Annotated in this window: 22 protein-coding genes; 14 read left to right on the top strand and 8 right to left on the bottom strand. The window is 72.4% G+C overall.

The features are described 5' to 3' along the window. The first annotated feature begins 130 nt into the window (after positions 1 to 130). The 4 genes from ACIBST_RS30150 to ACIBST_RS30165 all read left to right on the top strand — a co-directional run bounded on the left by ACIBST_RS30150 (position 131) and on the right by ACIBST_RS30165 (position 3,932). A complete protein-coding gene (locus ACIBST_RS30150; RefSeq protein ID WP_397176527.1) occupies positions 131 to 1,480 on the top strand; it encodes an ATP-binding protein in 1,350 nt (449 codons plus the stop codon). Between the two features lie 11 nt (positions 1,481 to 1,491). After that, on the top strand, positions 1,492 to 2,091 hold the full coding sequence (locus ACIBST_RS30155; RefSeq protein ID WP_397176529.1) for a TetR/AcrR family transcriptional regulator: 600 nt from the start codon (positions 1,492 to 1,494) through the stop codon (positions 2,089 to 2,091). A 69-nt stretch (positions 2,092 to 2,160) separates the two neighbouring features. Then, on the top strand, positions 2,161 to 3,138 hold the full coding sequence (locus ACIBST_RS30160) for a diiron oxygenase (protein ID WP_397176531.1): 978 nt from the start codon (positions 2,161 to 2,163) through the stop codon (positions 3,136 to 3,138). Further along, entirely contained in the window at positions 3,135 to 3,932 is a 798-nt protein-coding gene (locus ACIBST_RS30165; protein WP_397176533.1) for an SDR family NAD(P)-dependent oxidoreductase, read from the top strand. The genes ACIBST_RS30160 and ACIBST_RS30165 overlap by 4 nt, the downstream gene beginning before the upstream one ends. Positions 3,933 to 3,946: 14 nt before the next feature. Here ACIBST_RS30165 and ACIBST_RS30170 read toward each other — a convergent pair whose 3' ends face one another. Continuing rightward, positions 3,947 to 4,726, bottom strand: coding sequence for a class I SAM-dependent methyltransferase (locus ACIBST_RS30170; RefSeq protein WP_397176535.1), 780 nt, complete (start codon positions 4,724 to 4,726; stop codon positions 3,947 to 3,949). A 51-nt stretch (positions 4,727 to 4,777) separates the two neighbouring features. Here ACIBST_RS30170 and ACIBST_RS30175 point away from each other — a divergent pair, with 51 nt between their 5' ends. Further along, positions 4,778 to 5,377 carry a copper resistance protein CopC gene (locus ACIBST_RS30175; RefSeq protein ID WP_397176537.1) on the top strand — a complete coding sequence of 200 codons (600 nt, stop codon included), beginning with the start codon at positions 4,778 to 4,780 and terminating at the stop codon, positions 5,375 to 5,377. Then, on the top strand, positions 5,374 to 6,408 hold the full coding sequence (locus tag ACIBST_RS30180; RefSeq protein ID WP_397176539.1) for a CopD family protein: 1,035 nt from the start codon (positions 5,374 to 5,376) through the stop codon (positions 6,406 to 6,408). Before ACIBST_RS30175 ends, ACIBST_RS30180 begins: the two co-directional genes overlap by 4 nt. On the opposite strand, the gene ACIBST_RS30185 is transcribed toward ACIBST_RS30180, so the two are convergent. Both ACIBST_RS30185 and ACIBST_RS30190 read right to left on the bottom strand, forming a co-directional pair. After that, the gene (locus tag ACIBST_RS30185; RefSeq protein ID WP_397176540.1) at positions 6,366 to 7,550 is read right to left on the bottom strand and encodes a hypothetical protein; all 1,185 of its coding nucleotides are present in this window, start codon (positions 7,548 to 7,550) and stop codon (positions 6,366 to 6,368) included. The two genes, ACIBST_RS30180 and ACIBST_RS30185, sit on opposite strands and share 43 nt — an antisense overlap. A gap of 69 nt (positions 7,551 to 7,619) precedes the next feature. After that, positions 7,620 to 8,933, bottom strand: a complete 1,314-nt coding sequence (locus ACIBST_RS30190; RefSeq protein ID WP_397176542.1) for a cytochrome P450 — start codon at positions 8,931 to 8,933, stop codon at positions 7,620 to 7,622. A gap of 25 nt (positions 8,934 to 8,958) precedes the next feature. Between ACIBST_RS30190 and ACIBST_RS30195 the strand changes: the two genes are divergently transcribed. The 3 genes from ACIBST_RS30195 to ACIBST_RS30205 all read left to right on the top strand — a co-directional run bounded on the left by ACIBST_RS30195 (position 8,959) and on the right by ACIBST_RS30205 (position 12,926). After that, positions 8,959 to 9,366, top strand: coding sequence for a PaaI family thioesterase (locus tag ACIBST_RS30195; RefSeq protein ID WP_352321529.1), 408 nt, complete (start codon positions 8,959 to 8,961; stop codon positions 9,364 to 9,366). A 63-nt stretch (positions 9,367 to 9,429) separates the two neighbouring features. After that, complete coding sequence (locus ACIBST_RS30200) at positions 9,430 to 12,081, top strand: CocE/NonD family hydrolase (protein ID WP_397176544.1); 2,652 nt, start codon at positions 9,430 to 9,432, stop codon at positions 12,079 to 12,081. Next, the gene (locus tag ACIBST_RS30205) at positions 12,078 to 12,926 is read left to right on the top strand and encodes an ABC transporter permease subunit (RefSeq protein WP_352359061.1); all 849 of its coding nucleotides are present in this window, start codon (positions 12,078 to 12,080) and stop codon (positions 12,924 to 12,926) included. Before ACIBST_RS30200 ends, ACIBST_RS30205 begins: the two co-directional genes overlap by 4 nt. Here ACIBST_RS30205 and ACIBST_RS30210 read toward each other — a convergent pair. Continuing rightward, the gene (locus ACIBST_RS30210) at positions 12,919 to 13,395 is read right to left on the bottom strand and encodes a VOC family protein (RefSeq protein WP_397176546.1); all 477 of its coding nucleotides are present in this window, start codon (positions 13,393 to 13,395) and stop codon (positions 12,919 to 12,921) included. The genes ACIBST_RS30205 and ACIBST_RS30210 overlap by 8 nt on opposite strands. A gap of 146 nt (positions 13,396 to 13,541) precedes the next feature. Beyond that, positions 13,542 to 13,811 (bottom strand): hypothetical protein, encoded by a 270-nt coding sequence (locus tag ACIBST_RS30215; RefSeq protein ID WP_397176547.1) that lies wholly within the window; start codon positions 13,809 to 13,811, stop codon positions 13,542 to 13,544. 286 nt (positions 13,812 to 14,097) lie between these two features. Between ACIBST_RS30215 and ACIBST_RS30220 the strand changes: the two genes are divergently transcribed. Both ACIBST_RS30220 and ACIBST_RS30225 read left to right on the top strand, forming a co-directional pair. Then, entirely contained in the window at positions 14,098 to 14,382 is a 285-nt protein-coding gene (locus ACIBST_RS30220; RefSeq protein WP_397176615.1) for a nuclear transport factor 2 family protein, read from the top strand. A 518-nt stretch (positions 14,383 to 14,900) separates the two neighbouring features. Continuing rightward, positions 14,901 to 16,949, top strand: coding sequence for an ATP-binding protein (locus ACIBST_RS30225; RefSeq protein WP_397176548.1), 2,049 nt, complete (start codon positions 14,901 to 14,903; stop codon positions 16,947 to 16,949). A 10-nt stretch (positions 16,950 to 16,959) separates the two neighbouring features. Here ACIBST_RS30225 and ACIBST_RS30230 read toward each other — a convergent pair whose 3' ends face one another. Further along, positions 16,960 to 17,880 (bottom strand): hypothetical protein, encoded by a 921-nt coding sequence (locus tag ACIBST_RS30230; protein WP_397176550.1) that lies wholly within the window; start codon positions 17,878 to 17,880, stop codon positions 16,960 to 16,962. 617 nt (positions 17,881 to 18,497) lie between these two features. Between ACIBST_RS30230 and ACIBST_RS30235 the strand changes: the two genes are divergently transcribed. After that, positions 18,498 to 19,397 carry a proteasome assembly chaperone family protein gene (locus ACIBST_RS30235; protein ID WP_397176552.1) on the top strand — a complete coding sequence of 300 codons (900 nt, stop codon included), beginning with the start codon at positions 18,498 to 18,500 and terminating at the stop codon, positions 19,395 to 19,397. Between the two features lie 134 nt (positions 19,398 to 19,531). After that, entirely contained in the window at positions 19,532 to 20,572 is a 1,041-nt protein-coding gene (locus ACIBST_RS30240; protein WP_397176554.1) for a Gfo/Idh/MocA family oxidoreductase, read from the top strand. A gap of 45 nt (positions 20,573 to 20,617) precedes the next feature. Here ACIBST_RS30240 and ACIBST_RS30245 read toward each other — a convergent pair whose 3' ends face one another. Beyond that, positions 20,618 to 21,400, bottom strand: a complete 783-nt coding sequence (locus ACIBST_RS30245) for a tyrosine-protein phosphatase (RefSeq protein ID WP_397176556.1) — start codon at positions 21,398 to 21,400, stop codon at positions 20,618 to 20,620. A 73-nt stretch (positions 21,401 to 21,473) separates the two neighbouring features. On the opposite strand from ACIBST_RS30245, the gene ACIBST_RS30250 reads away from it, so the two are divergent. Continuing rightward, positions 21,474 to 22,448, top strand: coding sequence for a hypothetical protein (locus ACIBST_RS30250; protein ID WP_397176557.1), 975 nt, complete (start codon positions 21,474 to 21,476; stop codon positions 22,446 to 22,448). Between the two features lie 39 nt (positions 22,449 to 22,487). On the opposite strand, the gene ACIBST_RS30255 is transcribed toward ACIBST_RS30250, so the two are convergent. Further along, a complete protein-coding gene (locus tag ACIBST_RS30255; RefSeq protein ID WP_397176559.1) occupies positions 22,488 to 24,971 on the bottom strand; it encodes an ATP-binding protein in 2,484 nt (827 codons plus the stop codon). Positions 24,972 to 24,982 lie beyond the last annotated feature (11 nt).

Genomic DNA, 24,982 nt, shown 5'->3' on the forward strand with positions numbered 1-24,982 from the left:
GTCAGGTCGCGGCGGCACGCATAGAGCAATGCTCTGGAGCGCCTTTCGGCCGCATTTGTCGCCGAAACTCCGCTAATTAGGACCACTTCCGCCTCCTGTGATCACCTGGTCGTCGGAGGGGTGCGTGCGCATGTTCAGACGCTGGTCCGTGCAACGGCGGCTGACGCTGGCCGCCCTGCTGTGCGCACTGGCGGGTTACGGCGTCACCGCGCTCCTCGTCATGCCGCTCGTGCACACGCTGGCCACCGGCTTCCTCGTCGAGCAGACCGCCGGCGCCGCGCGCCGCATCGCCTTCGTCGTCGAGCGGGACGCCCCCGGCCGCCTGCGGCCCGTGGCCGTCACCGAGGGCACCGACCTCATCCAGGTCGTCGACACCGACGGCCGGATCCGGCAGGCCAGCCCCCGCCTGACGGGGCTGCCGCCGCTCAGCTCCGACACCGCCACCGGCGACGACGCCCGCCTGGACACCACGACCTGCACGAACCGGCTGCGTGGCGTCCACTGCCTGATCACCGTCGGCTTCCGGGCGCACGTCGAGGGCCGGCCCTGGATGGTCTACGCCTACACCCCCGCGCTTCCCTGGTACATCAGCCCCTTGTACCTGCCGGTCACCGCGCTCGGCGTGCTGCTGCTGGCCGCCGTCACCGCCTGCGTGGCCTGGCTGACCGCGCGCAAGGCGCTGACCCCGGTCTCGGCGATCAGGAACGAACTGGCCGAGATCACCGCCACCGACCTCGGCCGCCGGGTGCCCAGAGGACGGCACCGGGACGAGCTCGACGACCTCGCCCGTACCGTGAACGAGACCCTCGACCGGCTCGAACGCGCGGTGGAGCAGCAGCGCAGGTTCGCCTCCGACGCCTCCCACGACCTGCGCAGCCCGATCGCGGCGATGCGGACGCAGGTGGAGGAGGCGATGCTCGCCCCCGAGGAGGCCGACTGGCCCCGGACCGGCCGGCGCGTGATCGAGGGCCTCGACCGCCTGCAGAACATCGTCGGCGATCTGCTGACCCTGGCCCGGCTGGAGGCCGGCGCGCCCGGCCGCCGCGAGCCGGTGGACCTGGCCAGGCTGGTGCGCGAGGAGCTGGTCCGGCGTCCGGAGCGCAAGCCGGTGGAGACGCGGCTGCGCTCGGGCATGGTCGTCGAGGGCGACGCGCTGCGGCTGTCCCGCCTGCTGGCCAACCTGCTCGACAACGCCGAGAGGCACGCCGATACCATGATCACTGTGACTGTGGGTGAACAGCAGGGCCAGGCGGTGCTCGAAGTGCTCGACGACGGCGCGGGCATCGCCCCCGACCAGCGCGAAGCCGTCTTCCGGCGGTTCACCCGGCTGGCCGACTCCCGCCGCCGGGACGCCGGGGGCACCGGGCTCGGCCTGTCCATCGCCCGCGAGATCGCCGAGGCCCACGAGGGCACGCTCACCATCGAGCCCTCCGAACGCGGCGCCCGGTTTGTCCTACAAATACCGTTGATCAGTAGTTAGAGTTACTCGCTGTGACACCCAGTTTCAGCCGATTAAGGCGCGAAGACCTCCTCAAGACGGCCTGCGAAGTGATCGCCGAGCAGGGGTTCGGTCACACCCGGACCCTCGACATCGCCCGCGCGGCGGGCGTCAGCCAGGCGTTGCTCTTCTACCACTTCGACACCAAGGACCGGCTGTTCGCGCAGGCGTTCGGCTACGCGGCCAGGCTGCAGCTCGACGCGCTGTCCGACATCGAGGACTCCCCCGCCGGCCCGCTCGAACGCCTGCGCGCCCTGCTGCGGCGCTGCTCGCCGGCGATCCCCTCGGACGAGTGGCGGCTGTGGATCGACGCCTGGGCCGAGGCGATGCGCAGCCCGGAGCTGGAGGAGATCTCCCGCCGGATCGACGCGCGCAGCCGTTCGCTGCTGCGCTCGATCATCGAGGACGGCGTCCGCTCGGGCGCCTTCGCCTGCGGCGACCCGGAGGAGGCGGCCTGGCGCATCTTCGCGCTCATCGACGGCCTGGCGGTCCAGACGCACGTGCATCCCCACGTGCTCTCGCGCCGCCGGGCCGCCGTCCTGCTGCGTACGGCGGTCGCCGGAGAGCTGGGGCTGCCCGTCGAGAACCTGTGACCCGGGCACCTCTTCCCCGCCTATTGGATCCTTCGTACAATTGTTGGGGCGAGGAGAGGAGCACCCGCGATGACATCCGCACCGAGCTCTGCCGCCGCCAGGGAGAACGACGAGAGGGTCACCGACCGAAGCGCCTACGAGGCGGTCGTCGAACGCCTGTCGAAGGCGTCGGTCGACAAGCACTGGGAGCCCTACCGCGACATCCCGTGGGACGACCCGGAGTTCCTCGTGGACCAGGCCGATCCGCGCTGGGAGCTGCCCGAGGTCGACAAGCTGGGCGGCCACCCCTGGTACCGCAGCCGCTCCCCCGAGGTCCGCGCCAGGATCGGCCTGTGGCGGGTCGCCACCGCCATGAAGATCGGCCTGCAGTTCGAGAACCTGCTCAAGCGCGGCCTGCTCAACTACGCCTACCGCCTGCCGAACGGCTCCCCCGAGTTCCGGTACGTCTACCACGAGACCATCGAAGAGGGACATCACGGGATGATGTTCCAGGAGTTCGTGAACCGCACGAAGCTCCCGATACGCGGCATGCCGCGGCCGCTGTCCCTGGTCGCCCAGATCGCGCCCTGGATCCCGCTGGTCTCCACCGAGCTGTTCTTCGTCTTCGTCCTGGGTGGCGAGGACCCGATCGACCACGTGCAGCGTAAGGTGCTGAAGGACGGCCGGGCCCACCATCCGCTGGAAGAGACGATCATGCGCATCCACATCGCGGAGGAGGCCAGGCACATCTCCTTCGCCCGCCACTACCTCCGCAGCCGGGTGCCGCGCATGCCCCGCCACCGGCGCGTGCTGCTGAGCCTGATCTCGCCGGTCGTGCTCGGCGTGATGGCCCGCATCATGCTCGCGCCGCCCGGCCCGCTGATCAGGCACTTCCGCGTCCCGCCCCGCGTCGTGGCGGAGATCTACCGCGACAACCCGGCCGCCCGGCGGGAGATCCGCGACTCGGTGAGCCGGACGCGCGAGCTGTGCGCCGAGATCGGGCTCGTCAACGTCGTCAGCAGGAAGGTGTGGCAGGCCATGGGGATATGGGCGGAGCCGCGCCGGTGAAGGTCGCGGTGGTGACCGGGGGCGCGTCCGGGATCGGCCGCGCGGTGGCGCGGGAGCTGCGGCGCAGGGGCGTGACGGTGGTGATCGCCGACGTCGACGAGCGGGCCGGTAAGCAGGCCGCCGCCGACCTCGGGCTGGAGTTCGCCCGCCTCGACGTCACCGACGCCGAGGCCGTGGCCGCGCTGCTCACCCGGGTGAAGGCCGAACGCGGGCGGCTCGACTTCCTGTTCAACAACGCCGGCATCGCGGTCGGCGGCCGCACCCGTGAGCTGACGCTCGACCACTGGAACCGGACCATCGACGTCAACCTGCGCGGCGTCGTCCACGGCGTGCACGCGGCCTATCCGATCATGGTGGACCAGGGCTTCGGGCACATCGTCAACACCGCCTCGCTGGCCGGGCTGGTGCCCGCGCCGCTGATGCTGCCGTACACGACGAGCAAGCACGCCGTGGTCGGGCTCTCGCTGGGGCTGCGGGCCGAGGCGGCGGCGTACGGGGTGCGGGTGAGCGTGGTCTGCCCGGGGTTCATCGACACGCCGCTGCTCGACCACGCCAACCCGGGGCTGCCGCAGAACGAGATCGCCGCCCATGCCAGGAGCGCGGCGGTGCGGGCGCAGGGGCGGCTCTACCCCGTCGACGCGCTGGCCGCGGACGTCCTGCGCGGGGTGGCCAGGAACAAGGCGCTGATCGTGGCGCCCGCCTCGGGGCGGATCGCCTGGCGCGCCGCCCGGCTGTGGCCGTCGGCGGCGGTGCGGGTGGCGGGCCTCGCCGTCCGCCGGCTCACCCGGCGCTGAGCCCCGGCCGCCCGTCAGGCGGGACGGCTGTCAGGCGCGGGACGGCGGGCGATGAGGACCTCGGTGGTCGCCGTCAGCTCCCAGCGGCCCGACGGCTCGGCGGCCGCCAGGGCAGCCCTGGCCGCCGCGACGAACGCGGGCAGGCGGTCGCCGAGCCTGGCCGGGGCCGTGTAGGAGTAGGAGAGCTGCAGGCCGAGCACGGCGTCGAGGTCGTAGGCCAGGCGCTGCTCGTACCGGCCGGACTCCAGGTCGGCGAAGGGCGAGGCGGCCAGCACGTCGTGGTGGTGCTCGCCGGTCTGCTGGAAGGAGCCGGCGGCCGTCCAGGTGTTCACCCCGAACTCCTCGCGCACCCGGCGCATGACCGGCTCCCACGGCTCCTCGGCGGGGTCGCGGGTGGGGCCGACGAGGGCGACGACGCCGCCGGGCGGCAGCAGCGCGTCGAGGTCGGCCAGCACCGCGCGGCGGTCCATCCAGTGGAACGACCTGCCCATCACGACGTGACCGAACGGCGGCAGCTCCCGCAGCGTCGTCGAGTCGCCGCGCAGCCACCGGACGCCGGGCACGCCCGCCCCCAGCCGCCGCCCCTCGGCCAGCATCTCCTCGTCGGGGTCCACGGCGAGCACCTCGCGCACCCGCCCGGCCAGCGGGATCGCGATCGTCCCCGGGCCGCAGCCGAGGTCGAGCACGACGGCGTCCGGGCCGAACGCGCGGGCCAGCCGATCGATGGCCGGATCGCCGTGACCGGGCCGGTACTTGGCGTAGTAGGGCGCCGCGCCGCCGAAGAGGTCCGTCATGGGTGGGACCATATACGGGTTCGAGACTCGTTCGATGGAAGGTTTTGATCGGTGAGGCGGCTACTCACGGTCCTGTTGCTCGCGTGCGCCGCGGTCGGGTTCGCCCTGCCCGCGCAGGCGCACAACGTGCTGGTCGGCAGCGATCCGAAGGACGGCGCCACGCTGTCCGCCTCGCCCGCGCGGGTGACGCTGGTGTTCGACCAGGCGGTGCGCCAGGGCTACGCGCAGGTGGGCGTGACGGGGGCGGACGGCTCCGCGTGGGCCGACGGCGCGGCGGAGGTGGCCGCCGAGCGGGTCTCCGTCAAGGTCAGGCCGCTGCCCGCGGGCGGCTCGTACGTGGTGGGCTACCGGATCCTGTCCTCCGACGGCCACCCGGTGACCGGGAAGATCAGCTTCACCATGGCCGCCTCCGCGACCGGCGTCTCGGCCGGGCAGGCCGAGCAGGGCGACAGCGCCGAGGCGGCCGAGGCGGCGGCCAACGGCGGGGCCGGCATGGCCGTCGTGTGGATCGTGGCCGCGCTGCTGCTGCTGGCCGCGGGCACCGCCGTCGCCCTCCGCCGCGCCGCCCCGGCTCCCGGGCCCGCCTCTGCGGAGCCGGTGTCGAAGCCGGAGCCGGAGCCGGCATCGGAGTCGGAGGGGACGCGGGCGTGACCGCGACCGTCTCCTCCCGTTCCGGGCAGCAGGTGGTGGGCGGGCGGCTCGTCGCCGGCGCCTTCGTCGTGTGCGGGATCGTCGCCGCCGTGGCGGCCTCCACGTTCACCGCCCAGGAGTCCGTGCCGGGCATCCCCATGCCGGGGCCGGTCGTGGCCTACGGCCTGCCGGTCGTCCGGGTGCTGCTCGACTTGGCCGCCGTCGCCGTGGTCGGCCTGAGCCTGGTGCCCAAGCTGCTCGGCTTCGACGACCCCGAGGCCACCGAGCCGGTGCTGCGCCGGGTGCGTCCGCTCGCCGTGCTGGCGGCCTGGGCGTGGGCGATCTGCGCGCTGCTCACCATCGTGTTCCAGACGGCCGAGCTCAATCCGGGCCGGGTGCCCACGTTCGGCCTGATCGCCTCCTACGTCGAGGAGGTCGGCACCGGGCAGGGGCTGCTGTTCAGCGCGGCGTGCGCGCTGGCGGCGGCGGGCATCGGGCTGATGGCGGTCAGGTTCGGCGAGAAGGTGCCCGCGGAGCTGCGGATCATCGTGGCGCTGTTCGGGCTGCTGCCCATCCCGGTCACCGGGCACGCGGTCAACTCCGTCTGGCACGACCCCATCATGATCTCGATGGAGATCCACGTGATGGGCGCGGCGGCCTGGGCGGGCGGCCTGGCCGCCACGGCCGTGTTCGTCGCCCCCCACCGGGGGCTGCTGGCCGTGGCGCTGCCGAAGTTCTCCAGGATGGCCACCGTCTGCCTGCTGCTGGTCTCGCTGTCCGGGCTGGTCACGGGGCTCGGCACGATGGCCCTCACGCCCGGCGTCGAGCTGCCCGGCGCGATCGTGACCAGCCACTACGGCGTGCTCGTCGTGATCAAGACGGCGCTGGTGGCGCTGCTGGTGCCGCTGGCGGCCCACATCCGCTTCCGCCTGCTGCCGGTGATCCGCCGCGGCGGGGCCACCGCCCTGGTGAGCTGGACGGCGGCCGAGGTGGGCGTGATGGGCCTGGCCTACGGGGTGGCGGTCGCGATCACCCGGGCCTCGATCGGCTGAGCCCGCCGGTCGCGCCGCCCGGCGAGCCATTCGGCGGCCAGCCAGGCGACCATCAGGCCGAGCCCGGCCCACAGGGCCGACGACGTGACCAGGGGCGGGGCTCCGTACAGGCCGGTCTGGCCCTTGATCGCGCCGTAGACCGGCCCCAGGGCCGCGTTCTGCACGACCAGCGCGCCGTAGGCGCCGGCGGTCACCGCGGCCGCCCCCACGACGGCGCGCACGGCCGGGACGCGCACCAGGAACGCCAGGTCAACCAGCAGCCCGGCCGCCACGAAGAAGAACGGCACCGCCGACGGCGGGAAGCCGCCGAAGGTGAGCAGCGGCCAGATCAGCGTGCGGAACCCGACGTACGCGCCGGCCACCAGCGTCGCCGCGCCGAACCTGCCGATCAGCAGCCTGGCCGCGACCAGCACCGACAACCCGCCGACGACGGCGTAGACCGGGTAGAGGTAGTCGGGCACCGGCAGGGTGAACCCGGCCATCATGATCCGGTCGACCGGACGGCCCATCTGGTCGGCGGCGAAGCGCAGCAGGATCGGCTCGGCGTAGGTGGCGTGGTTGTCCCAGGCGCCGAGCGACAGGATGCCGTACTCCTGGTGCTGCTCGGGGAAGTGCACGTTCTCCAGGAAGAACGCGAGGAACGCGCCCAGCACGACCGTGCGCTCCCGGCCCGGGGGCGCCCCCATGAACCAGCCCCTGATCACGCCCATGATCATGAAAAACGTTCCAACGTAGAGCATGATGTGCGACGGGCTCCACGAGGTGATGTCGAGCCCGTTGACGCGGTGGTTGATCAGGTCGAGCGGCACCGCGACGAGGAAGATCCCGGTTCCCCACTGGATGAGCCGCAGCGCCGCCTTGTCGACGCCGTAGCCGGTGTAGCCGTGGACGACGGTCAGCACGACGACGAGGGCGGTGCCGGCGGAGTTGAGCAGGTGCGGCGGGGCGAGGTCGTCGCGCAGCCATTTGAAGTGCCACGAGACGTCCCAGGCCGAGCCGAGGAGCTTGAGCGTGAGCGCCACCAGCCATCCGAAGTAGAGCACCCGGAACAGGTCTTGCGGCGTCTCGCGCCCCGCCTGGCCTCTGGTCCAGTACGGCAAGGCCCACGCTGCGGCCTTCTTGAACGATGCTGGTGACTTCACGGCGCAAATCTTACGGTCATCCGGCCCATCGGTCTCAGATGTCTCATTTGTCTGGTCGAGAGGGGGCCGTCAGGCCGGGCGGCGGGTCAGGCGTACCGGGAGGTGTTTGAGGCCGTTCTGGAAGTTGGAGGTGAGGCGTACCGGGGGGCCGGCGAGTTCGACGTCCCAGGCGAGCAGCTCGGTGAAGACCGCCCGGAGCTGGACGCGGGCGAGGTGGGCGCCGAGGCAGAAGTGCGGGCCGAACCCGAAGCTGACGTGGTCGTTGGGGGTACGGGCCACGTCGAAGCGGTCGGGGTCGGCGAAGACGGCCGGGTCGCGGTTGGCCGAGGCGTGGTAGACGACCACCTTCTCGCCTGCCTGGATGCGCCGGCCGCCGAGCGTCAGGTCGCGGGTGGCCGTACGGCGGAAGTCCATCACCGGAGGCCAGTGGCGCAGCATCTCCTCGACCGCGGACTCCAGCAGCGACGGGTCGGCGCGCAGGCGGGCCAGCTCGGCGGGGTGGCGCAGCAGGCTGAGCAGGCCGCCGGGGATGCCGTTGCGCAGGGTCTCGTTCCCGGCGACGGCGAACAGGAAGAACATGTTCTCGAACTCGGCGCCGGTCAGGCCGCCCTTCCTCATGGCGGACATGACGGACTCGTGCGGGGTGTCGGCCAGGGCGTGGGCATAGGCGAACATGTCCGCCAGCGCGGCCCTGGACCTGGGGTTCATCCCCGGTTCGAGCTCGGGACGGGCGGCGACCGCCAGCCGGCCCACGGGCGTCAGGGACTCGACCTCGGCCGTGGACAGGCCGGCGTAGTCGTCGTCCTGGTAGCCGATGACGCGGGAGGCCCAGTCGTACAGCAGCCGCCTGTCCTGCTCGGGCACGCCCATCACGTGGGCCAGCGTCCAGACCGGCAGGTCGGCGGCCACCTCGACGAAGTCGCACTCGCCGGGCGCGAGCAGCGCCGCCACCCGGTCCTTGATCGTGCGTTCCAGGGCGCGGACCGCGCGCGGCGTGAAGGCGGCCGCCACGATCCGGCGCAGCCTGGAGTGGTCGGGCGGGTCCATGTTGAGCATCATCGACCGGACGAACTCCAGGTCGGCAGGGGTGTCAGGGTCGCGGATCTGGGTGGCGCCGAGGTGGGAGGAGAAGTCGTCGGGGCTGCGCAGCACCCGCTTGACGTCGGCGTGCCGGAACACGCCCCAGTAGCCGGGGCCCTCGCGCCAGGGGCCGACGGCCGGCTCGGGGATCCAGCACACGGGGCTCTCCCGGCGGAGCCGGGCGTACAGGTCGTAGGGGACGTCCGCCGCGTAGGTGGACGGCAGGAACACCTCGGCCAGGTCGCGCTCCTCCTCCCGCTGCTCGGAGTTATCCACAGGACGCTCGCTCCGCTCCTCCGCCATGCCCTCCAGCGTGCATGATGAGCGCGTGACTCCAGAAGACGCACAGGCGATTCTCCGTCAATACTTCGCTCCCTGGATCCAGGAGCTCGGGCTGCGGGTGGAGGAGGTGGGCGAGCGCCACGCCGTCGTCCGGCTCCCCTGGTCCGACTCCCTGGCCAGGGAAGGCGGCGGGTTGTGCGGCCAGGCGATGATGGCCGCCGCCGACACCGCCACCGTCGTCGCGATCTCCTCCGCCAGGGGCGGGTTCGTGCCGATGACCACCGTGCAGCAGTCGACCACGTTCCAGCGGCCGGTGGTGGGCCGCGACGTGCTGCTCGACGTGCGCGTCACCAAGCTGGGGCGCTCGCTGGCCTTCTCGGAGGTCACGCTGACGCCCGACGGCGACGGCGACCCGGCCGCGCACGCCTCGACCGTCTACGCGATCCTCGGCTGACGACGGCCGCCCGGCGACGGCCGTCTCAGGGATCTCTCAGGTGCGGAAAGTAGGCTCACCGCCATGAAACGTGTGGCCGCGCTGGTCGCGGTGCTCGCCGTCATCGGGGTGACGACGTGGCTGGTGTGGCCGTCGGCCGCGCAGGCGCGCGGTCAGGACCAGCGGATCACGGTCGTCGACGGGCCCGCCGACGACCAGCGGGTGGAGCTCGACGCCACCTTCTTCCCGCCCGCCGGCGGCGGGAAGGCGCCCGCCGTGCTGGTCGCCCACGGGTTCGGCGGCAGCAAGCAGAGCGTCCGCCAGCAGGCCGCGCGCCTGGCCCAGGACGGCTACGCCGTGCTGACCTGGTCCGCGCGCGGTTTCGGCCGCTCCACGGGCGAGATCGCGCTCAACTCGCCCGACTACGAGGTCAAAGACGTCAAGCAGCTCCTCGACTGGCTGGCCAAGCGGCCCGAGGTGCAGCTCGACACCGCCGGCGACCCTCGCGTGGGCATCACGGGCGGCTCGTACGGCGGCGCCATCGCCCTGATGGCCGCCGCCTACGACCAGCGCGTCGACGCCATCGTCCCGCAGATCACCTGGGCCGACCTGGCCGACGCCCTCTTCCCCAACGCCGCCGGCGGATCCGCCACCGGGCCGGGCGCCCAGGCCGCGATCGGGCAGGGCGTGGCCGACGGCGTCTTCAAGCGCATGTGGGCGGGCATCTTCTTCGGCCAGGGCGTCTCCCTCGACACCTTCGCCGCCCAGTCCCGCCGCGAGGCCGCCGCCCCGCTCACCGTCGAGCAGGCCAGGTGCGGCCGCTTCCTGCCGGCGATCTGCGACATCTACCAGCAGGTCGCCGAATCCGGCCGGGCCACGCCCGAGGCCGTCGCGCTGCTGCGCAGATCCAGCCCGGTCACCGTGGCCGGCCGGATCAAGGCGCCCACCCTGCTCCTGCAGGGCCAGCGCGACTCCCTGTTCCCGCTCGCCCACGCCGACGCCAACGCCAGGGCCATCGCCGCCGCCGGCACGCCGGTGAGCATGGCCTGGTTCGACGGCGGCCACGACGGCGGCAACGGCGAGGCCGACTGGCTCTACGACCAGTCCTCGGCCTGGTTCGCCCGCCATCTCAAGCGCGAGGCCGCGCCCGCGGTGAGCGCGTTCACCGTCACCCGTGACGGCGGCCGCGACCCCGGCACCCGCCAGCGCATCAGGCTCCACCCCGAGGCCGCCGCCTACCCCGGCCTCTCCGGCACCGACACCGCCACGGTGCAGCTCACCGGCCCCGAGCAGAACGTCGTCAACCCGCCCGGCGGCGCCCCCGCCTCGATCTCGACCGTCCCCGGCGTCGGAGGGCTGCTGAGCGGCCAGGGCGGCGGCGCGGGTCTGTCCATCGACATGCCGGGCCAGAGCGCGGCGTTCGAGTCGCCGCCGCTCACCGCCCCGCTCCAGCTCACCGGCAGCCCCACGGTCAAGGTCAAGGTGTCGGGCAAGGGCCAGGCGACCCTGTTCGCCAAGCTCTACGACGTCGCCGACGCCGTCCAGCCGCCGGCGCTGCCCGCGGGGCTGGTGGCGCCGTTCCGGGTCACGATCCCCGAGGGCGCCGGGTCGGCCGAGGCCACGGTGACCCTGCCGGCCGTCGACCACCGGTTCGCCGTGGGCCACCGGTTGCGGCTGGTCGTGACCACGACGGACATGGGGTTCGCGACCCCGGCCGAGCCCGCCGCGTTCGGCGTCTCCCTGGCCTCGCCCGCGCTGGCCGTGCCCACGGTCCGCACGCTCGCCGCGCCGCCGACCGGGGTGGCCTGGTGGGTGTGGGCGATGCCGCTGGCCGCCGTTCTCGCCGCCGCCGTCCTCCTGGCCACCGGCCGTCCCGCGGGCCGCCGCCCGGCTGGGAAGACCGGCGCGAGCGCGGACGACGACCCGGCGTCGCAGGCGCCGGGCGGTGACGGCGATCCGGCGTCGCGGACGCCCGGCGGTGACGGCGGGCGTGAGGTGCCGTTGGAGATCGTCGGGCTGACCAAGGCGTACCGCAACGGCGAGCGGGCCGTCGACGGGCTGTCGTTCCGGGTCGAGCAGGGCCAGGTCCTCGGCCTCCTCGGTCCCAACGGCGCCGGCAAGACGACCACGATGCGGATGATGATGGGCCTGATCCGCCCCGACTCCGGCGAGATCCGGATCTTCGGCGACCCCGTCACGCCAGGCGCGCCCGTGTTGTCCAGGCTGGGCTCGTTCGTGGAGGGCCCCGGCTTCCTGCCCCACCTGTCCGGTCGCGACAACATCGAGCTCTACTGGGCCGCCACCGGCCGTCCCGCCGCCGACGCCCACTTCGAGGAGGCGCTGGAGATCGCGGGCCTGGGCAAGGCGCTCGACCGCGCGGTGCGCACCTACTCCCAGGGCATGCGCCAGCGGCTGGCCATCGCCCAGGCCATGCTCGGCCTGCCCGACCTGCTGGTGCTCGACGAGCCCACCAACGGTCTCGACCCGCCCCAGATCCGGGAGATGCGCGAGGTGCTCAAGCGCTACGCGCGCGACGGCCGTACCGTCATCGTCTCCAGCCACATGCTGGCGGAGGTGGAGCAGACCTGCAGTCACGTGGTCGTCATGCACCGCGGCCGGCTGGTCTCCACCGGGCCCGTGTCGCGGCTGCTGAGCTCGGCGGCGGGCAACGGCAACGGGCACGGCGGCCCGCGCCTGGAAGACGTGTTCCTCGACCTCATCGGAGACAGATCATGACCGCCGCGCCCGGCTACGCGCCGCGCCGCACGCTGCCGCTGCGCGTGGAGATCGTCAGGCAGTTCAAGCGGCGGCGGACGCTGGTCATGTTCGGGCTGCTGCTGGCGTTGCCGTGGGTGCTGGTGATCGCGTTCCAGTTCGGGCCGCAGTCGGGCAACCAGGGGCAGTCGTCGGTGCGGATCAGCGACCTGGCCACCGCGAGCGGCCTGAACTTCGCGGCCTTCGCCCTGTCGGTGTCGGCGAGCTTCCTGCTGGTGGTGGCGGTCGCCCTGTTCTGCGGCGACACGGTGGCCGCCGAGGCCAACTGGTCGTCGTTGCGTTACCTGCTGGCCGCGCCGGTCCCCCGCGACCGCCTGCTGCGCCAGAAGCTGATCGTGGCGCTCGGCTTCTCGGCGGCGGCGGTGATCTGCCTGCCGCTGATGGCGCTGCTGGCCGGCACGGTCGCGTTCGGCTGGCACGACATCCAGGTGCCCGGCACCGGCGAGACGATCCCGGCGCTCGACGTGCTGCCCCGGTTCGGCATCGTGATCGGTTACGCCCTGGTCAGCCAGCTCGTGGTGGCGGCCCTGGCGTTCCTGGTCTCCACGGTGACCGACTCGCCGCTCGGCGCGGTGGGCGGGGCGGTGGGCCTGTGGATCGTGTGCACCATCCTGCAGGCGGTCGAGGCGCTGGGGACGCTGCGCGAGTTCCTGCCGACGTTCTGGAACAACGCGTGGCTGGACGCCCTGGCCCCCGAGCTCGACTGGAGCGGGATGGCCAAGGGCGCCTCGGTGTCGATCACCTATGCCGCGATCCTCATCGCCGTGGCCTTCCGCAGGTTCCGGCGCAAGGACGTGGTCAGCTGACGCCCTTGGCGGCGTCCTCCAGGCCCTTGATCTCGATCTTCCGCATGCCCAGCATGGCCTGCATCACCCGCTGGGCGGCGGCCGGGTCCGGCACGCTCATCAGCTCCTGAAGCGCCCTCGGGACGATCTGCCACGACAGGCCGTACCGGTCCTTCAGCCAGCCGCACTGCGACTCCTCGCCGCCGTCGGTGAGCCTGGCCCACAGGTCGTCGACCTCCTCCTGGGAGCCGCAGTCGACGTAGAGGGAGATCGCCTCGGTGAAGGTGAACTGGGGGCCGCCGTTCAAGGCGAGGAAGCGCTGTCCGGCCAGCTCGAAGGAGACCACCATGGCCTGCCCGGCAGGCCCGGGGGCGCCTTCGGGGTAGCGCTGGACGTCCAGGATGCGGGAGTCGGCGAAGATCGAGGTGTAGAACTCGGCCGCCTCTTCGGCCTGGTTGTCGAACCACAGGTACGTCGTGATCTTCTGCATGTCGCCGGTCGTCCTTTCGAGGCGTGTCGCGGGGGCGGGTCCGTGCCCGTCCCCCTTCTTTCATCGACGCGTCGAACGGGACGGGGGCGGATCGACACGCGTCCCGAAGAATTTTGGAAAAAGTCTGAGACATCCGGGAAGGGCGGTCATGCCGGGACGGACGGCGTCCTGAAGAAGCGGGCGCTGTCGTCGTCGGCGGGAAAGCACGCCTCGACGGCGATCTCCTCAAGGGTGAGGTCGAAGGCCGCGCCGAACGTCGTGATGGTGTCGACGAGACGCAACTCCGCTCCGCGGTGGCCGATGCGGACCGGCAGCGCGATCTCGGCCGGATCCGGTGGCCGTGGATGGCCCGCGAGGCCGTAGGACAGCACCTCCTCGTACAGCGCGCTCAGCTCGGCGTCGCCGCTCCGCGCCACCTGGCGGGCGGATCTGCTCCAGGACGTTCCGCGCCGAGGCCAGGTGCGGGCCCGCCCGCGGCCGTTCGCGGACCACCGGCGCGTGACCGGCCGCGACCGGCAGGCGGTTGCGCTCCCGCAGCGGGACGCCCGGATGCCCGGCCAGACGCAGCACCATCGCACTGCTCGGCATGGTCCGCCGCGACGGTGTCCCCCATGAACGACAGCAGCACGACCACCCGCAACAAGCGCCTGGTCCTCGACGGCTTCACCCGGTTCGCGGCCGGGGACATCGACGTGCACACTGCTGCACGAGGACTTCGTCGAGCACAGCCCGGGCAACCCCTCCGGGCGGGAGGCGTTCATCGCCCACATCCGCGCGGCTCCCGTGGCGCGGGCCCGGCTCGACCTCAAGCGGGTCGTCGCCGACGACGATCACGTGGTGCCGCACCACCTGATGACCACGGACGACGACCCGCGCGGCGTCGCCGTCGTCCACATCTGGCGGCTGGCCCACGGGCGGATCGTCGAGCACCGGGACGTGGTGCAGCCGGTGCCGGAGGCGGCGCGGGTTCCGCCCGGGATGTTCTGAGGCGCGTGCAGCGGACCTCCGCCCGTTCCGCGATCGGCGTCCCGGCGCCGGAGGTTCCATGAATGGGGCAGGCGGGATTCGGCGCGACAGGAGGTGATGTACCGGGATAGGGCGGGCCGGAGGGCGATGGGCCGGAAAGGGGGATCAGGAGGGCCGATTCAGGAACGGCCCGGGTTCAGGAAGGCGGGCGCCCGGCCGCAGGAGGGCGCGGGCGGCCAGGTCAGCCCCAGTGCGGAGGCTTGTTGTCGAGGTAGAAGGCGTCGGGGTCGGCTTCACGCCAGTCGCCCCAGCCGAGGTCGGTGTCGTCCGAAGTCTGCTCCGGGAGAAATTCGTCCACGGAAAACATGCTACCGAGATGTACAAACCAACACCGGTCGTCTTCCCGGCTCCACGGACAGCCCTCGCGCCCGGCGGTACGATGCCAGGGCAGGTGTCGCCGATCCCCCGTGAGGCTGCGCATGGCCACCCCTACAGGCTGGCGGAGAGAAGGCAATCTACCGGCGGAGCTCACCAGCTTCGTGGGGCGGACCCGGTTACTCGCCAACCTCAAGCGGCATCTCGCCGAGTCCCGGCTGGTGACCGTCACGGGCATCGGCGGGGTGGGCAAGTCGCGCACGGTGCTGCGGCTGGCGCACCAGGTCCGCACGCAGTACCCCGACGGCGTGTGGTTCGCCGACCTGGCCCGGCTGCAGGACGCGGGCATGGTCAAGCACACGATCGCCTCGGCGCTCGGCATCGCCGACCAGTCCTCGCGGGCGGAGTCGGAGTCGCTGTCGGAGTGGGTCGGCGAACGCGACATGCTGCTCATCATCGACACCTGCGAACACCTCGTGCAGGGCTGCGCCGAGCTGGTCCACGAGCTGCTGGAGGCCGCGCCCAACCTGAAGGTGCTGGCCACCAGCAGGCAGTCGCTGCACCTGCCGTACGAGCAGGTGGTGCCGGTGCCGCCGCTGCTGGTGCCCGGCGACGACCCGGCGGAGAACCTGTTCACCAACGAGTCGGTGCAGTTGTTCGCGCTGCGGGCCGGGGCGGTCGTGCCCGACTTCCAGCTCGACGAGGACAACATCGGCGCGGTGGCCGAGCTGTGCCGCAGGCTCGACGGCATCCCGCTCGCGATCGAGCTGGCGGCGGTGCGGCTGCGCGCCCTGTCGGTCGAGCAGATCCTCGGCCTGCTGGCCGACCGGTTCAGCCTGCTGGCCGGCGCGAGCCGTACGGCGCTGCCGCGCCATGCGACGCTGCGGGCGGCGATCGGCTGGAGTCACGAGCTGTGCGAGCCCGCCGAGCGGCTGCTGTGGGCGCGGCTGTCGGTGTTCGCCGGCGACTTCGAGCTCGACGCGGCCAGGTTCGTCTGCTCCGACGGGCGCCTGCCGTCGGAGGACATCACCGATCTGGTCACCGGGCTGGTGGAGAAGTCGATCCTGATGATCAGGAGCCACCACTCCGGCGTCCGCTACAAGCTGATCGACACGCTGGCCGAGTACGGCGAGGAGTGGCTGGACAAGCTCGGCCAGGCCCAGCAGATGCGGCAGCGCCACCTGGAGTACTACCTGAGCCTGGCCCAGCGCAGCGAAGACGCGTGGTCGGGTCCGCGGCAGATCTACTGGTTCGTACGCATGCGCCAGGAGCACGACAACGTGCGGGTCGCGCTGGAGCACGCGTTGGCCTCGTCCATGCGCAGCGGTTCGGCGCTCACGCTGCTGGCGTCGTTGTGGTTCATGTGGGTGTGCTGCGGTTTCGTCCGAGAGGGGCGGCTCTACCTCGAACGCGCGCTGGAGGCCAACCCCTCGCCGAGCAAGGAGCGTTGCAAGGCCCTGTGGGTGCTGTCCTACGTGCGCAGCGCGCAGGGTGACAGCGAGGGCGCGCTGGCGGCGGCCGAGCAGTGCAGCACGGAGGCCGTCCGGGTGGGCGACTCAAGGGCGGTGATCCTGGCCTCGAAGATGCAGGGCACGGCCGCGCTGCTCCAGGGCGACCTGCAGAAGGCCAGCGCGCTGCTGGGCGTGGCGATCGAGTTCAACACCGACAACAAGGAGCTCAACCCGGGCCTGCTGCCCGCGATCGTCGAGCTGTCGCTGGTGTTGTCGGCGCAGGGCGAGCTGTTCGAGGCCGAGTCGCTGCTCCAGGACTGCCTTCAGGTGTGCCGGGAGCGCGGCGAGCTGTGGGTCAGCTCGTACGCCCAGTGGGCGATGTCGCGCACGAGGCTCGCCACCGGCAGGCCGGGCGAGGCGCTGCACAACGCCCGCGAGGGCCTGCGGATCAAGCGGCACTTCCACGACACGCTGGGCACGCTGCTGGTGCTGGAGACGACCGCGCGCATCCTCATCGCGCTCAAGCAGGCGCCGACGGCGGCCAAGCTGCTGGGCGCGTTGCAGCAGAACTGGCGGACGGCCGGCCTGCCGCAGATGGGCGCCCCGTTCCTGACCGACGACCACGACGCGTGCGTCGAGGACTGCAAGTCGATGATGGGCGACCTGGCCTACAAGAACGCCTTCGAGAACGGCGCCCGCCTCGACCTCGACGAGGCGTCCACGCTCGCGCTCGGCGACCTGGACGCCCCGGCCGAGGACTGATCCCGGCGCCTCACACGGCCTGCGGCCAGCAGGTGCCCTCCGGCCACGCGTGCACGTAACGCGCGCTGCCGAGCGAGAACTCGATGTGCCCGCGCACCCAGTGCTCAAGGCCGCGGACGTACGTGCGGACGGGCGGCGGGGCCCACTTCTCCAGCGCGGCGCGCCGGTCGAGGAAGGCGGCGAGCGCCTGGTTGTGCATGTCGGAGACCTCCAGGAGGGCGTCCTGGAGGCTGAGGTTGCGGTGGGTGGCCAGCACGGTGACGAGGTTGTGCCGGGCCTTGTCGTTGTCGCGCTCCTTGGCGTAGGAGAGCAGGTCGTTGTCCCAGCCGATGAGGTCGCAGGCCAGGTCCGACAACATCCGTACGTCGGGATGGTGCCACTCCTCGGCCTCAAGACGGTAGCCGCCGCCGGCGTCGATGAGGGCGAAGCAGGTGTAGGTGGCTCCGGTGATGCGGCGCATCAGGATGTAGTCCTGCGGGGTGGGGATCAGGTCGGCCTCGCGGTTGGCCGCCTCCCAGATCTGGGCGAACAGGTACTCCTTGACCGTGATGCGCCACCGGTCCACCTGCGCCGGGGTGGAGGTGGAGACGATGCGGTGGAGGAGTTCGTTGAGGGCGAGCCCGAAGGGGTCGTCGTCGTCGGGTTTCCTGCGGTCGTCCAGGATCTCCAGGAGCGGCGGCAGGGCGCGGGCCAGCGCGGAGGCCCGGTGGCCCATCAGCTCACCCTCACAGAAGGCGTCGTCGAACGCGAAGAGCCAGTTGTACCAGTCGTTGATCAGCCGGAGGCTGTCACGCGGCACCTCGGGGTTGGTACGGGCGGCGAGCAGGCCGATCTTGGAACGCCGGAAGTGCTCGATGGTGTCGGCGTCCTTGAGCATGTTGGAGGCGGCCAGCCACGTATGGCTCTCCGCGTCGACCTCCGCGGCATGCACGTTGATCTCGTTGGGGAACGGGCACGGCAGCGGAGGGATGTGGAGCGGTCGCCTACTGAAGGAATGCGCAGAAGTTGCCACGTCCTTCAGCATGACGATCGGCTGTTCAAAAGGCCACACTCGTCAACTTGGAGCCCTTTAATGCCTTTTTCACACTATGGATCCCTCCAAGGGAACTGGTGGATAAACTGGGCATTTGCCAACATTCAGGCTGGGTCCAATGCCGACGGGGGGCCGTCCCGCTGATCGACTCCCGTCCCCGGCAGCGCTCTGACCACGGCCGACTCCTGCGTGAGCGCGCCCCGGGGAAGCGGCCCGCGCGCGCGGCCGCAGGCGCGGCCGGCGCCGAATTCAGACGCGACGATCATTCACCGGGCTCCCCGCGACCATGATCGGTCGCCACCATCAGCAAAATGTCACCTTTGATGATGGCGAGATTGACCGGAACGGCAGCCTCCGGCGTCGGCGGGCGACATCCTGGAGCCGCCGCGCCGGCCAGGGCGGACCCCCGCCTCCGACCGGATGCCGGATTGTGCCTCGATAGGGTGCCTTGCGCGGAATCGATCCGACTCGCCATAGGTTCTGGGGAAGAGTACCTAGGGAAAGGCTGTCCAACCGTGTTCGACCCGAAGGATCTCTACAGGCTCGCAGACGACGCGCCCGAGCTGACTGATCCGGTTTTGCTGTACCACTTCGACGGTTTCGTCGACGCGGGCGGCGCCGGACGCCTCGCGCTGGGCCACCTGCTGGCCGAGCTGGAGCACCGGGTCGTGGCGACGTTCGACGTGGACCGGTTGCTCGACTACCGGTCCCGGCGGCCCATCATGACCTTCGACACCGACCGCTGGGTCGAGTGTGAGAGCCCCGAGCTCGCCGTCCATGTCGCCCATGACGCCACGGGCACGCCGTTCCTGTTGATGAGCGGCCCGGAGCCGGACCGGGAGTGGGAATTGTTCACCCGCGCGGTGGGAGAGCTGCTGGAACGGCTGAAGGTGAGCAAGATCGTCACGCTGCACGGCATCCCGATGGCGGTGCCGCACACGCGTCCGCTGGGCATCACCATGCACGCCAGCCGCCCCGAGCTGATCAACTCCCAGACCAGCGCCTTCGGCCGGGTCCAGGTTCCGGGGAGCGCGGCCGCGCTCCTGGAGCTGCGGCTGGGCGCGAAGGGTCACGACGCGGTCGGGTACGCGGTGCACGTGCCGCACTACCTGTCGCAGGCGGAGTACCCGACGGCGGCGGTGACCGGGCTGGAGGCGGTGACGCGAGGCACCGGCCTGGTGTTCCCGATGGAGGCGCTGCGCGAGGCGGCCCACCGTACGACGGCGGAGATCGAGGAGCAGATCCAGGCGTCCTCGGAGCTGTCGACCGCCATCAGCGGGCTGGAGCAGCAGTACGACGCGTTCGCGGGCGGCGCGGAGCGGGAGAACCTGATGGCCGAGACGACCCAGATGCCCACGGGCGACGAGCTGGCCGCCCAGTTCGAACGCTTCCTGGCCGAGCGCGACGACGAGTGACAGGCGGTCCGGGCCGAGCGCGACGACGAGTGACAGGCGGTCCGGGCCGAGCGCGACGACGAGTGACAGGCGGTCCGAACCCGACGCGACGACGTGCGGCAGGCGGCCCGGGCCGTACCGGATAACCTGGGCGGATGAGCGAGATCCGGGTCGGCCTGATCGGATACGGCACCGCGGGCGCGTACTTCCACGCCCCGCTCGTCCACGCCACTCCGGGCCTGCGGCTGTCGGCGGTCGTGACGCGCAACCCGGAGCGGCAGGCCGAGGTGGCCCACCGGTACGGCGCGGCCGGCGTCCCGGACGTGGGTGAGCTGTGGCAGCACAGCGACCTCGTGGTGGTCGCCTCCCCCAACCGCACGCACGTGAGCATGGCCGCCGCCGCGCTCGCCGAGGGCCTGCCCGTCGTCGTGGACAAACCGGTCGCCCGCACCGCCGAGGAGGCCCGCGAGCTGGTCCGGCTGGCCGAGCAGGCCGGCGTCATGCTGACCGTGTTCCAGAACCGGCGCTGGGACGGCGACTTCCGCACCGTGCGGCGGCTGATCGCCGAGGGGCGGCTCGGCGACGTGCTGCGCTTCGAGTCGAGGTTCGAGCGCTGGCGGCCGGTGCCCAAGGGCGGCTGGCGGGAGACCGGCGGCGCGGAGGAGATCGGCGGCCTGCTCTACGACCTGGGCAGCCACCTGGTCGACCAGGCGCTGCAACTGTTCGGCCCGGCGCACGAGGTCTACTGCGAGAGCGACGTGCGGCGGCCCGGCGTGGCCTCCGACGACGACACGTTCATCGCGCTGCGGCACGCGGGCGGGGTGCGTTCCCACCTGTGGGCCAGCTCGGTGACGGCCCGGCTCGGCCCGCGGCTGCGGGTGCTGGGCTCGGCGGGCGCGTACGTCAAGCACGGCATGGACGTGCAGGAGGAGCGCCTGCGGGCGGGCCTGACCCCCGACTCCCCCGGTTTCGGCGCCGACGAGGAGAGCCGCTGGGGGCGGCTCGGCACCGACGACGACGCCCGGCCCGTTCCCACCGAGCCGGGCGCGTACCTGGACTTCTACCGCGGGGTGGAACGCGCCGTGCGCGAGGGCGCGCCGCCGCCGGTCGACCCGCGCGGCTCGATCGACACGCTGGCCGTCATCGAGGCCGCCCACCTGTCGGCCGCCCAGCGCATGGTCGTCCACCTGGGCTGACACCCGGGCCGGCACCCGGGCCGACACCTGAGCTGATCGTGGCGATCAGTCGCGCAGGCGGGCGCGCAGGGCGGTATTGTCGGCGTCGGTCCAGCCGTGGCCGCGCAGCCAGCCCATCGGGCCGTCGAAGCGGTCGTCCAGCACCTTGAGGAACTGCTCGATGTAGCGGGCGCGGGGCCGGTGGTCGTCGGCCGGGCGGGAGTCGAGGTCGTCCCGGTAGGTGTCGCTGGCGCGCAGGCGCTTGAGAATCAGCTCCAGGCGCTCGCCCGTGGCCACGTAGTCCCGCACGATGGCCTCGCGGGTGGCTCCGGCGACCTCCAGCGCCAGCGCCGACAGCACGCCGGTGCGGTCCTTGCCCGCCGCGCAGTGCACCAGCGCGGCGCCGTCGTCGAGGGCCATGGCGCGCAGCGCCGCCACGACGGCGTCCGGACGGTCGCGCAGGTAGCCGAAGTAGAAGCCGGTCACCCGCAGCTCCTCGTCGACGCCCCGGTCCTGCCAGGGCAGCACGCGGTCGATGTCGATGGAGTCGGCCTCGACGTCGGTGTGCCTGCCGCCCTCGGCGAACAGCGTCAGGTGGTGGTGGGTCACCTCCGGCACCCGGGTGAGCGGGCCGGGGCCCTCCAGGTTGACCTCGGCGGTCGAGCGCAGGTCCACGACATGGCGCAGGTTCAGCTCGCCCACCAGGAGCGACACGTCCGCCGGGGTGAGGCCCTGCAGGTTGTCGGCTCGGAAGATCCGGCCGCGGCGGGTGAGCCCGCCGTCACGGGTGGGAAGCTCGCCCAGGTCACGTACGTTGACGGCGCCTTCCAGATCGATCCATCTTGTCATCTCATCCATTACTTCGACCTTATATGTCGGCCAATCATGAGCGGATTCCTTGTTCATAACGCAGCATGAACGTATGGATCCACGCGCGCTGCCTCCCCGGCTGGTGATCGATCCATCGCTGCCCCCGGACGTCTCGGTCGAGTTGCGGTCGAGCCCGCACATCCTTCACATGGCCCGTTCCGGCAGGCGGATGGATCCCAACTTCAGCCCCGCCCTGCTCTTCGTGCTTCCGGCCCTGCTGGTGATGGTCCTGGTCGTGACCGGCGAGCTTGAGGCCGTCTTCGTGGCCGGGCTCGGCATGGGGCTGATCGCCCTGATCCGGTGGATGGCGTTGGACAGCTCCCACCGGGTCGTCAAACGACGGCTACGTCTCGCCACCGCCCACGCCGACCGCTACGTCCTGCCCGAGGACCTCGACCGTCCCTGCCAGGTGCTGCTGCGCCGCGCCCAGGACGCGGCCACGGCCGTGCTCAACTCCAAGGTGCACAAGGCCGGGCTGATCGACTCGGTGGAGAACCAGGTGTCGCTGCCCGAGGAGGTCTGGCAGATCGCCCACCGGCTGCGCCGGCTGTCGTCGATGCACGCCGAGCAGGGCCGGCTCATCCCCCATGAGCTGCCGCCGGGCATGGAGGACGCCTTCAAGCCGTACACCAGCGCCCTCGACGCCGCCTGGACCTCGCTCTCGCACCGCGTACGCCACCTGGAGAAGTACGCCAAGCAGGTGCTCAAGGCCGACAAGGTGTACCACGCGCACAAACGCCTGGAGGCGCTGGCCGCCAAGACCCCCGAATACCAGCAGCTCCTCGCCGACACCGTACGGGACGAGCTGGCGCGCGAGCGCATCAGGGAGCTGTCCGACCAGGCGGCCCATGTGCGCAAGCTGTTCGAGGAGAGCGTGCTGCAGGCCAGGCAGGCGGCGGGCGAGCTGCTGAGAAGCCCCTTCAGCGACGCCTACGGCACCGGCGCGCTCGGCCCCCGCACGGGCGGGCACGACCGCGCCGCGCACCGCACGACCGGCCCCCAGCGGCACCCCTCACGCGACTCCTGACCTCCGGCACCCCCTCGCCCGCCTGATGATCTGCGGCGCTCAGGGGCGGGCCTGCCGCAGGAGCTCCAGGGTGCGGCGCATGCCCGCCTCGTTGCCCAGGCTGCGGTAGATCTCCCTGGCCTGCTCCAGCGGCCCGACCGCCGCGTCCGGGCCGCCCGCGTCGAGGTGCGCCTCGCCGAGGTAGCGCAGGCTCCTGGCCATCCACCAGCGGTCCTCCAGCTCCTGGAAGCCGCGTACGGCGCGGCGCAGCTCGTGCCCGGACTCCTCGATCCGGCCCAGCCGGGCCAGCGCGCGCCCGGCCGACACCGCGGTGCGCGCCACCCCCCACGAGTCGCCGAGCGCCACCAGGATCTCCTCGGCCCGCCGGACGTACTCCAGCTCGCGCAGACCGCCCGCCGGATCGCCCACCTCGCCCGCGGCGCGCAGGCAGCGGGCCTCCTCCCACAGCTCGCCGCGCTGCCGGAACATCTCGGCCGCCCGGTCGAGGCTGAACCCGGCCCGGACGAACAGGGCGTCGGAGGCCCGGTGGTCGCCGGCCCGGCGCTCGCCGCGCGCCTGGGCGGCCAGCACCTCGCCGTACACGCGCAGGGTCTGGGCCTCGGAGTAGCGGTTGCCCGCCCGCTGGAAGATCTCCAGGGCGTCTTCGAGCAGGTCGCGGGCCTCCTCGGGACGGCGCTCCGCCATGCGCATCTCGGCCAGGTTGCGCTGGGTGCGGGCCATCCACCACAGGTCGTCCTCGCCCTTGAACGCGTTGATCGCCCCGATCAGGTAGTCCTGGGCGCGGTCGAGGTGCCCGCCGCTGATCAGCGTCATGCCGACCGTGCGCATGGCGCGGGCCGCCCACCAGGTCTCGCCGAGGTCGCCGAAGATCTCCAGCGCCTGCTCGGCCTCGTGCAGGGCGCGCTCGCGCAGGCCCATGCCGCCGCGCACGATCGCGCTGTTCAGCAGCGCGATGGCCAGCGCGCGCCGGTCGCCGGTACGCCGCCCCGCCTCGCAGCCGATGTCGGCGACCTCCGCCCAGTCGGCCCAGTAGGCCCGCAGCGAGTGGCACAACGAGCAGAACGCCCTGGACAGCCCCCAGGTCAGCTCCCAGAGCCCGAGCTGCGCGGCCAGGTTGATCATGCCGAGCAGCGACAGCCGCTCGGCGTTGAGCCAGTCGCCCGCCCCGAGCTGCCCCTCGGCGTCGGCACGCCGGCCGCCCTTGCTCCAGTCCTGGGGCCAGCGGTTCTGGGCGGCCTCCTCGGCCCGGCGGCGGTAGCCGTGCAGGACGCGCTCGACGGCGGCCCTGCGGCGCTCCTCCTCGTCCTGGCCGGCCAGCTCGGCGGCGAACACCCGGACCAGGTCGTGCAGGCGGTAGCGCATCGCGCCGGTCTGGTCGGTGCCGGAGCACTCGGCGAGCTGGGCGTCGATCAGCGCTTCGAGCTGGTCGGCGCCGTCGAGGCCGGAGATGTCGAGCAGCTCGCCGGCCACCCAGCCCGGCACGTCGGGCGCCGGCAGCGCGCTGAGCAGGCGCAGCAGGCGGCGCTGGATGCCGGTGCAGTCGTCGTAGCTGAGCTGCACGGAGGCCCGCACGCTCTTGTCCACGCCCTGGGCCACCTCAAGCTGGTCGAGACGGCGGCGCTCGTCGGTCAGCCGCCCGGCCATCTCGCGCAGGGTCCACTGCTCGCGGGTGGCCAGCCGGCCGCCGCAGATGTTGATCGCCAGCGGCAGGTGGTCGCAGAGCCGGACGATCTCCTTGGCCGACTCCAGGTCGTCCACCACCCGCGCGCCGCCGGCCAGCCGGGCCAGCAGCTCCACGCCGTGCGCCTCGGTGAACACGCCGAGCCGGGTGTCGTGGGTGCCGTCCAGGAACAGCGGGGAGCGCGAGGTGACCAGCACCGCGCAGCCCGGCTCGGCCGGGATCAGCGGTTTGACCTGGGCGGCGTCGTGGGCGTTGTCCAGGCCGATGAGGATCTTGCGGCCCTTGGTCCAGGTCAGCCAGAGGGTGCGCAGCTCGTCGAGGCCGCCGGGGTCGGTGGCCAGGCGCACGCCCAGGCCGCGCAGGAAGCCGATCAGCACCTCCTCGGGGCGTACCGGGGCGTCGACGCCGCCGCGCAGGTCGGCGTGCAGCCGGCCGTCGGGGAACCAGTCGGCGACCTCCTGCCCGAACCTGGTCATCAGCGCCGACTTGCCGACGCCGCCGCGGCCGTACACGGAGACGACCAGGGGCGGGGACAGGTCGGAGGACTTGCGGCGGGCGGCGAAGACCTCGCGCAGGGTGGCGAGGGAGTCGGCGCGCCCGGTGAAGTGCTCGGGCACGGGCGGCCACTGGTCGGGCGGCCGCCCGCCGGGCTCGGGCGCGGGCGCGGCGCGCCGCCGGGGCGTGGCCTCGGTGGTGGCCCACGTGGTGACGCCGACGAGCAGCGCCGCCGCGAGCGTCACCCCGATCTTGGCCATGGGCGGGATGTCCCACTCCAGCGAGGCGGCCAGCACGCTGGCGGCGCCGGCGGCGAGCCCCGCCGAGACGGGCGCCGCCCATGTCACCCGCTTACGTC

The organism is Nonomuraea sp. NPDC049684, assembly GCF_044465345.1.
Classification (GTDB): Bacteria; Actinomycetota; Actinomycetes; order Streptosporangiales; family Streptosporangiaceae; genus Nonomuraea.

Excerpts from the sequence above, each read along its gene's own strand:
- ACIBST_RS30150 (WP_397176527.1), top strand. The coding sequence starts at position 131 with ATGTTCAGACGCTGGTCCGTGCAACGGCGGCTGACGCTGGCCGCCCTG.
- ACIBST_RS30160 (WP_397176531.1), top strand. The coding sequence starts at position 2,161 with ATGACATCCGCACCGAGCTCTGCCGCCGCCAGGGAGAACGACGAGAGG.
- ACIBST_RS30170 (WP_397176535.1), bottom strand. The coding sequence starts at position 4,726 with ATGACGGACCTCTTCGGCGGCGCGGCGCCCTACTACGCCAAGTACCGG.
- ACIBST_RS30190 (WP_397176542.1), bottom strand. The coding sequence starts at position 8,933 with ATGGCGGAGGAGCGGAGCGAGCGTCCTGTGGATAACTCCGAGCAGCGG.
- ACIBST_RS30200 (WP_397176544.1), top strand. The coding sequence starts at position 9,430 with ATGAAACGTGTGGCCGCGCTGGTCGCGGTGCTCGCCGTCATCGGGGTG.
- ACIBST_RS30205 (WP_352359061.1), top strand. The coding sequence starts at position 12,078 with ATGACCGCCGCGCCCGGCTACGCGCCGCGCCGCACGCTGCCGCTGCGC.
- ACIBST_RS30210 (WP_397176546.1), bottom strand. The coding sequence starts at position 13,395 with ATGCAGAAGATCACGACGTACCTGTGGTTCGACAACCAGGCCGAAGAG.
- ACIBST_RS30240 (WP_397176554.1), top strand. The coding sequence starts at position 19,532 with ATGAGCGAGATCCGGGTCGGCCTGATCGGATACGGCACCGCGGGCGCG.
- ACIBST_RS30245 (WP_397176556.1), bottom strand. The coding sequence starts at position 21,400 with ATGACAAGATGGATCGATCTGGAAGGCGCCGTCAACGTACGTGACCTG.
- ACIBST_RS30250 (WP_397176557.1), top strand. The coding sequence starts at position 21,474 with ATGGATCCACGCGCGCTGCCTCCCCGGCTGGTGATCGATCCATCGCTG.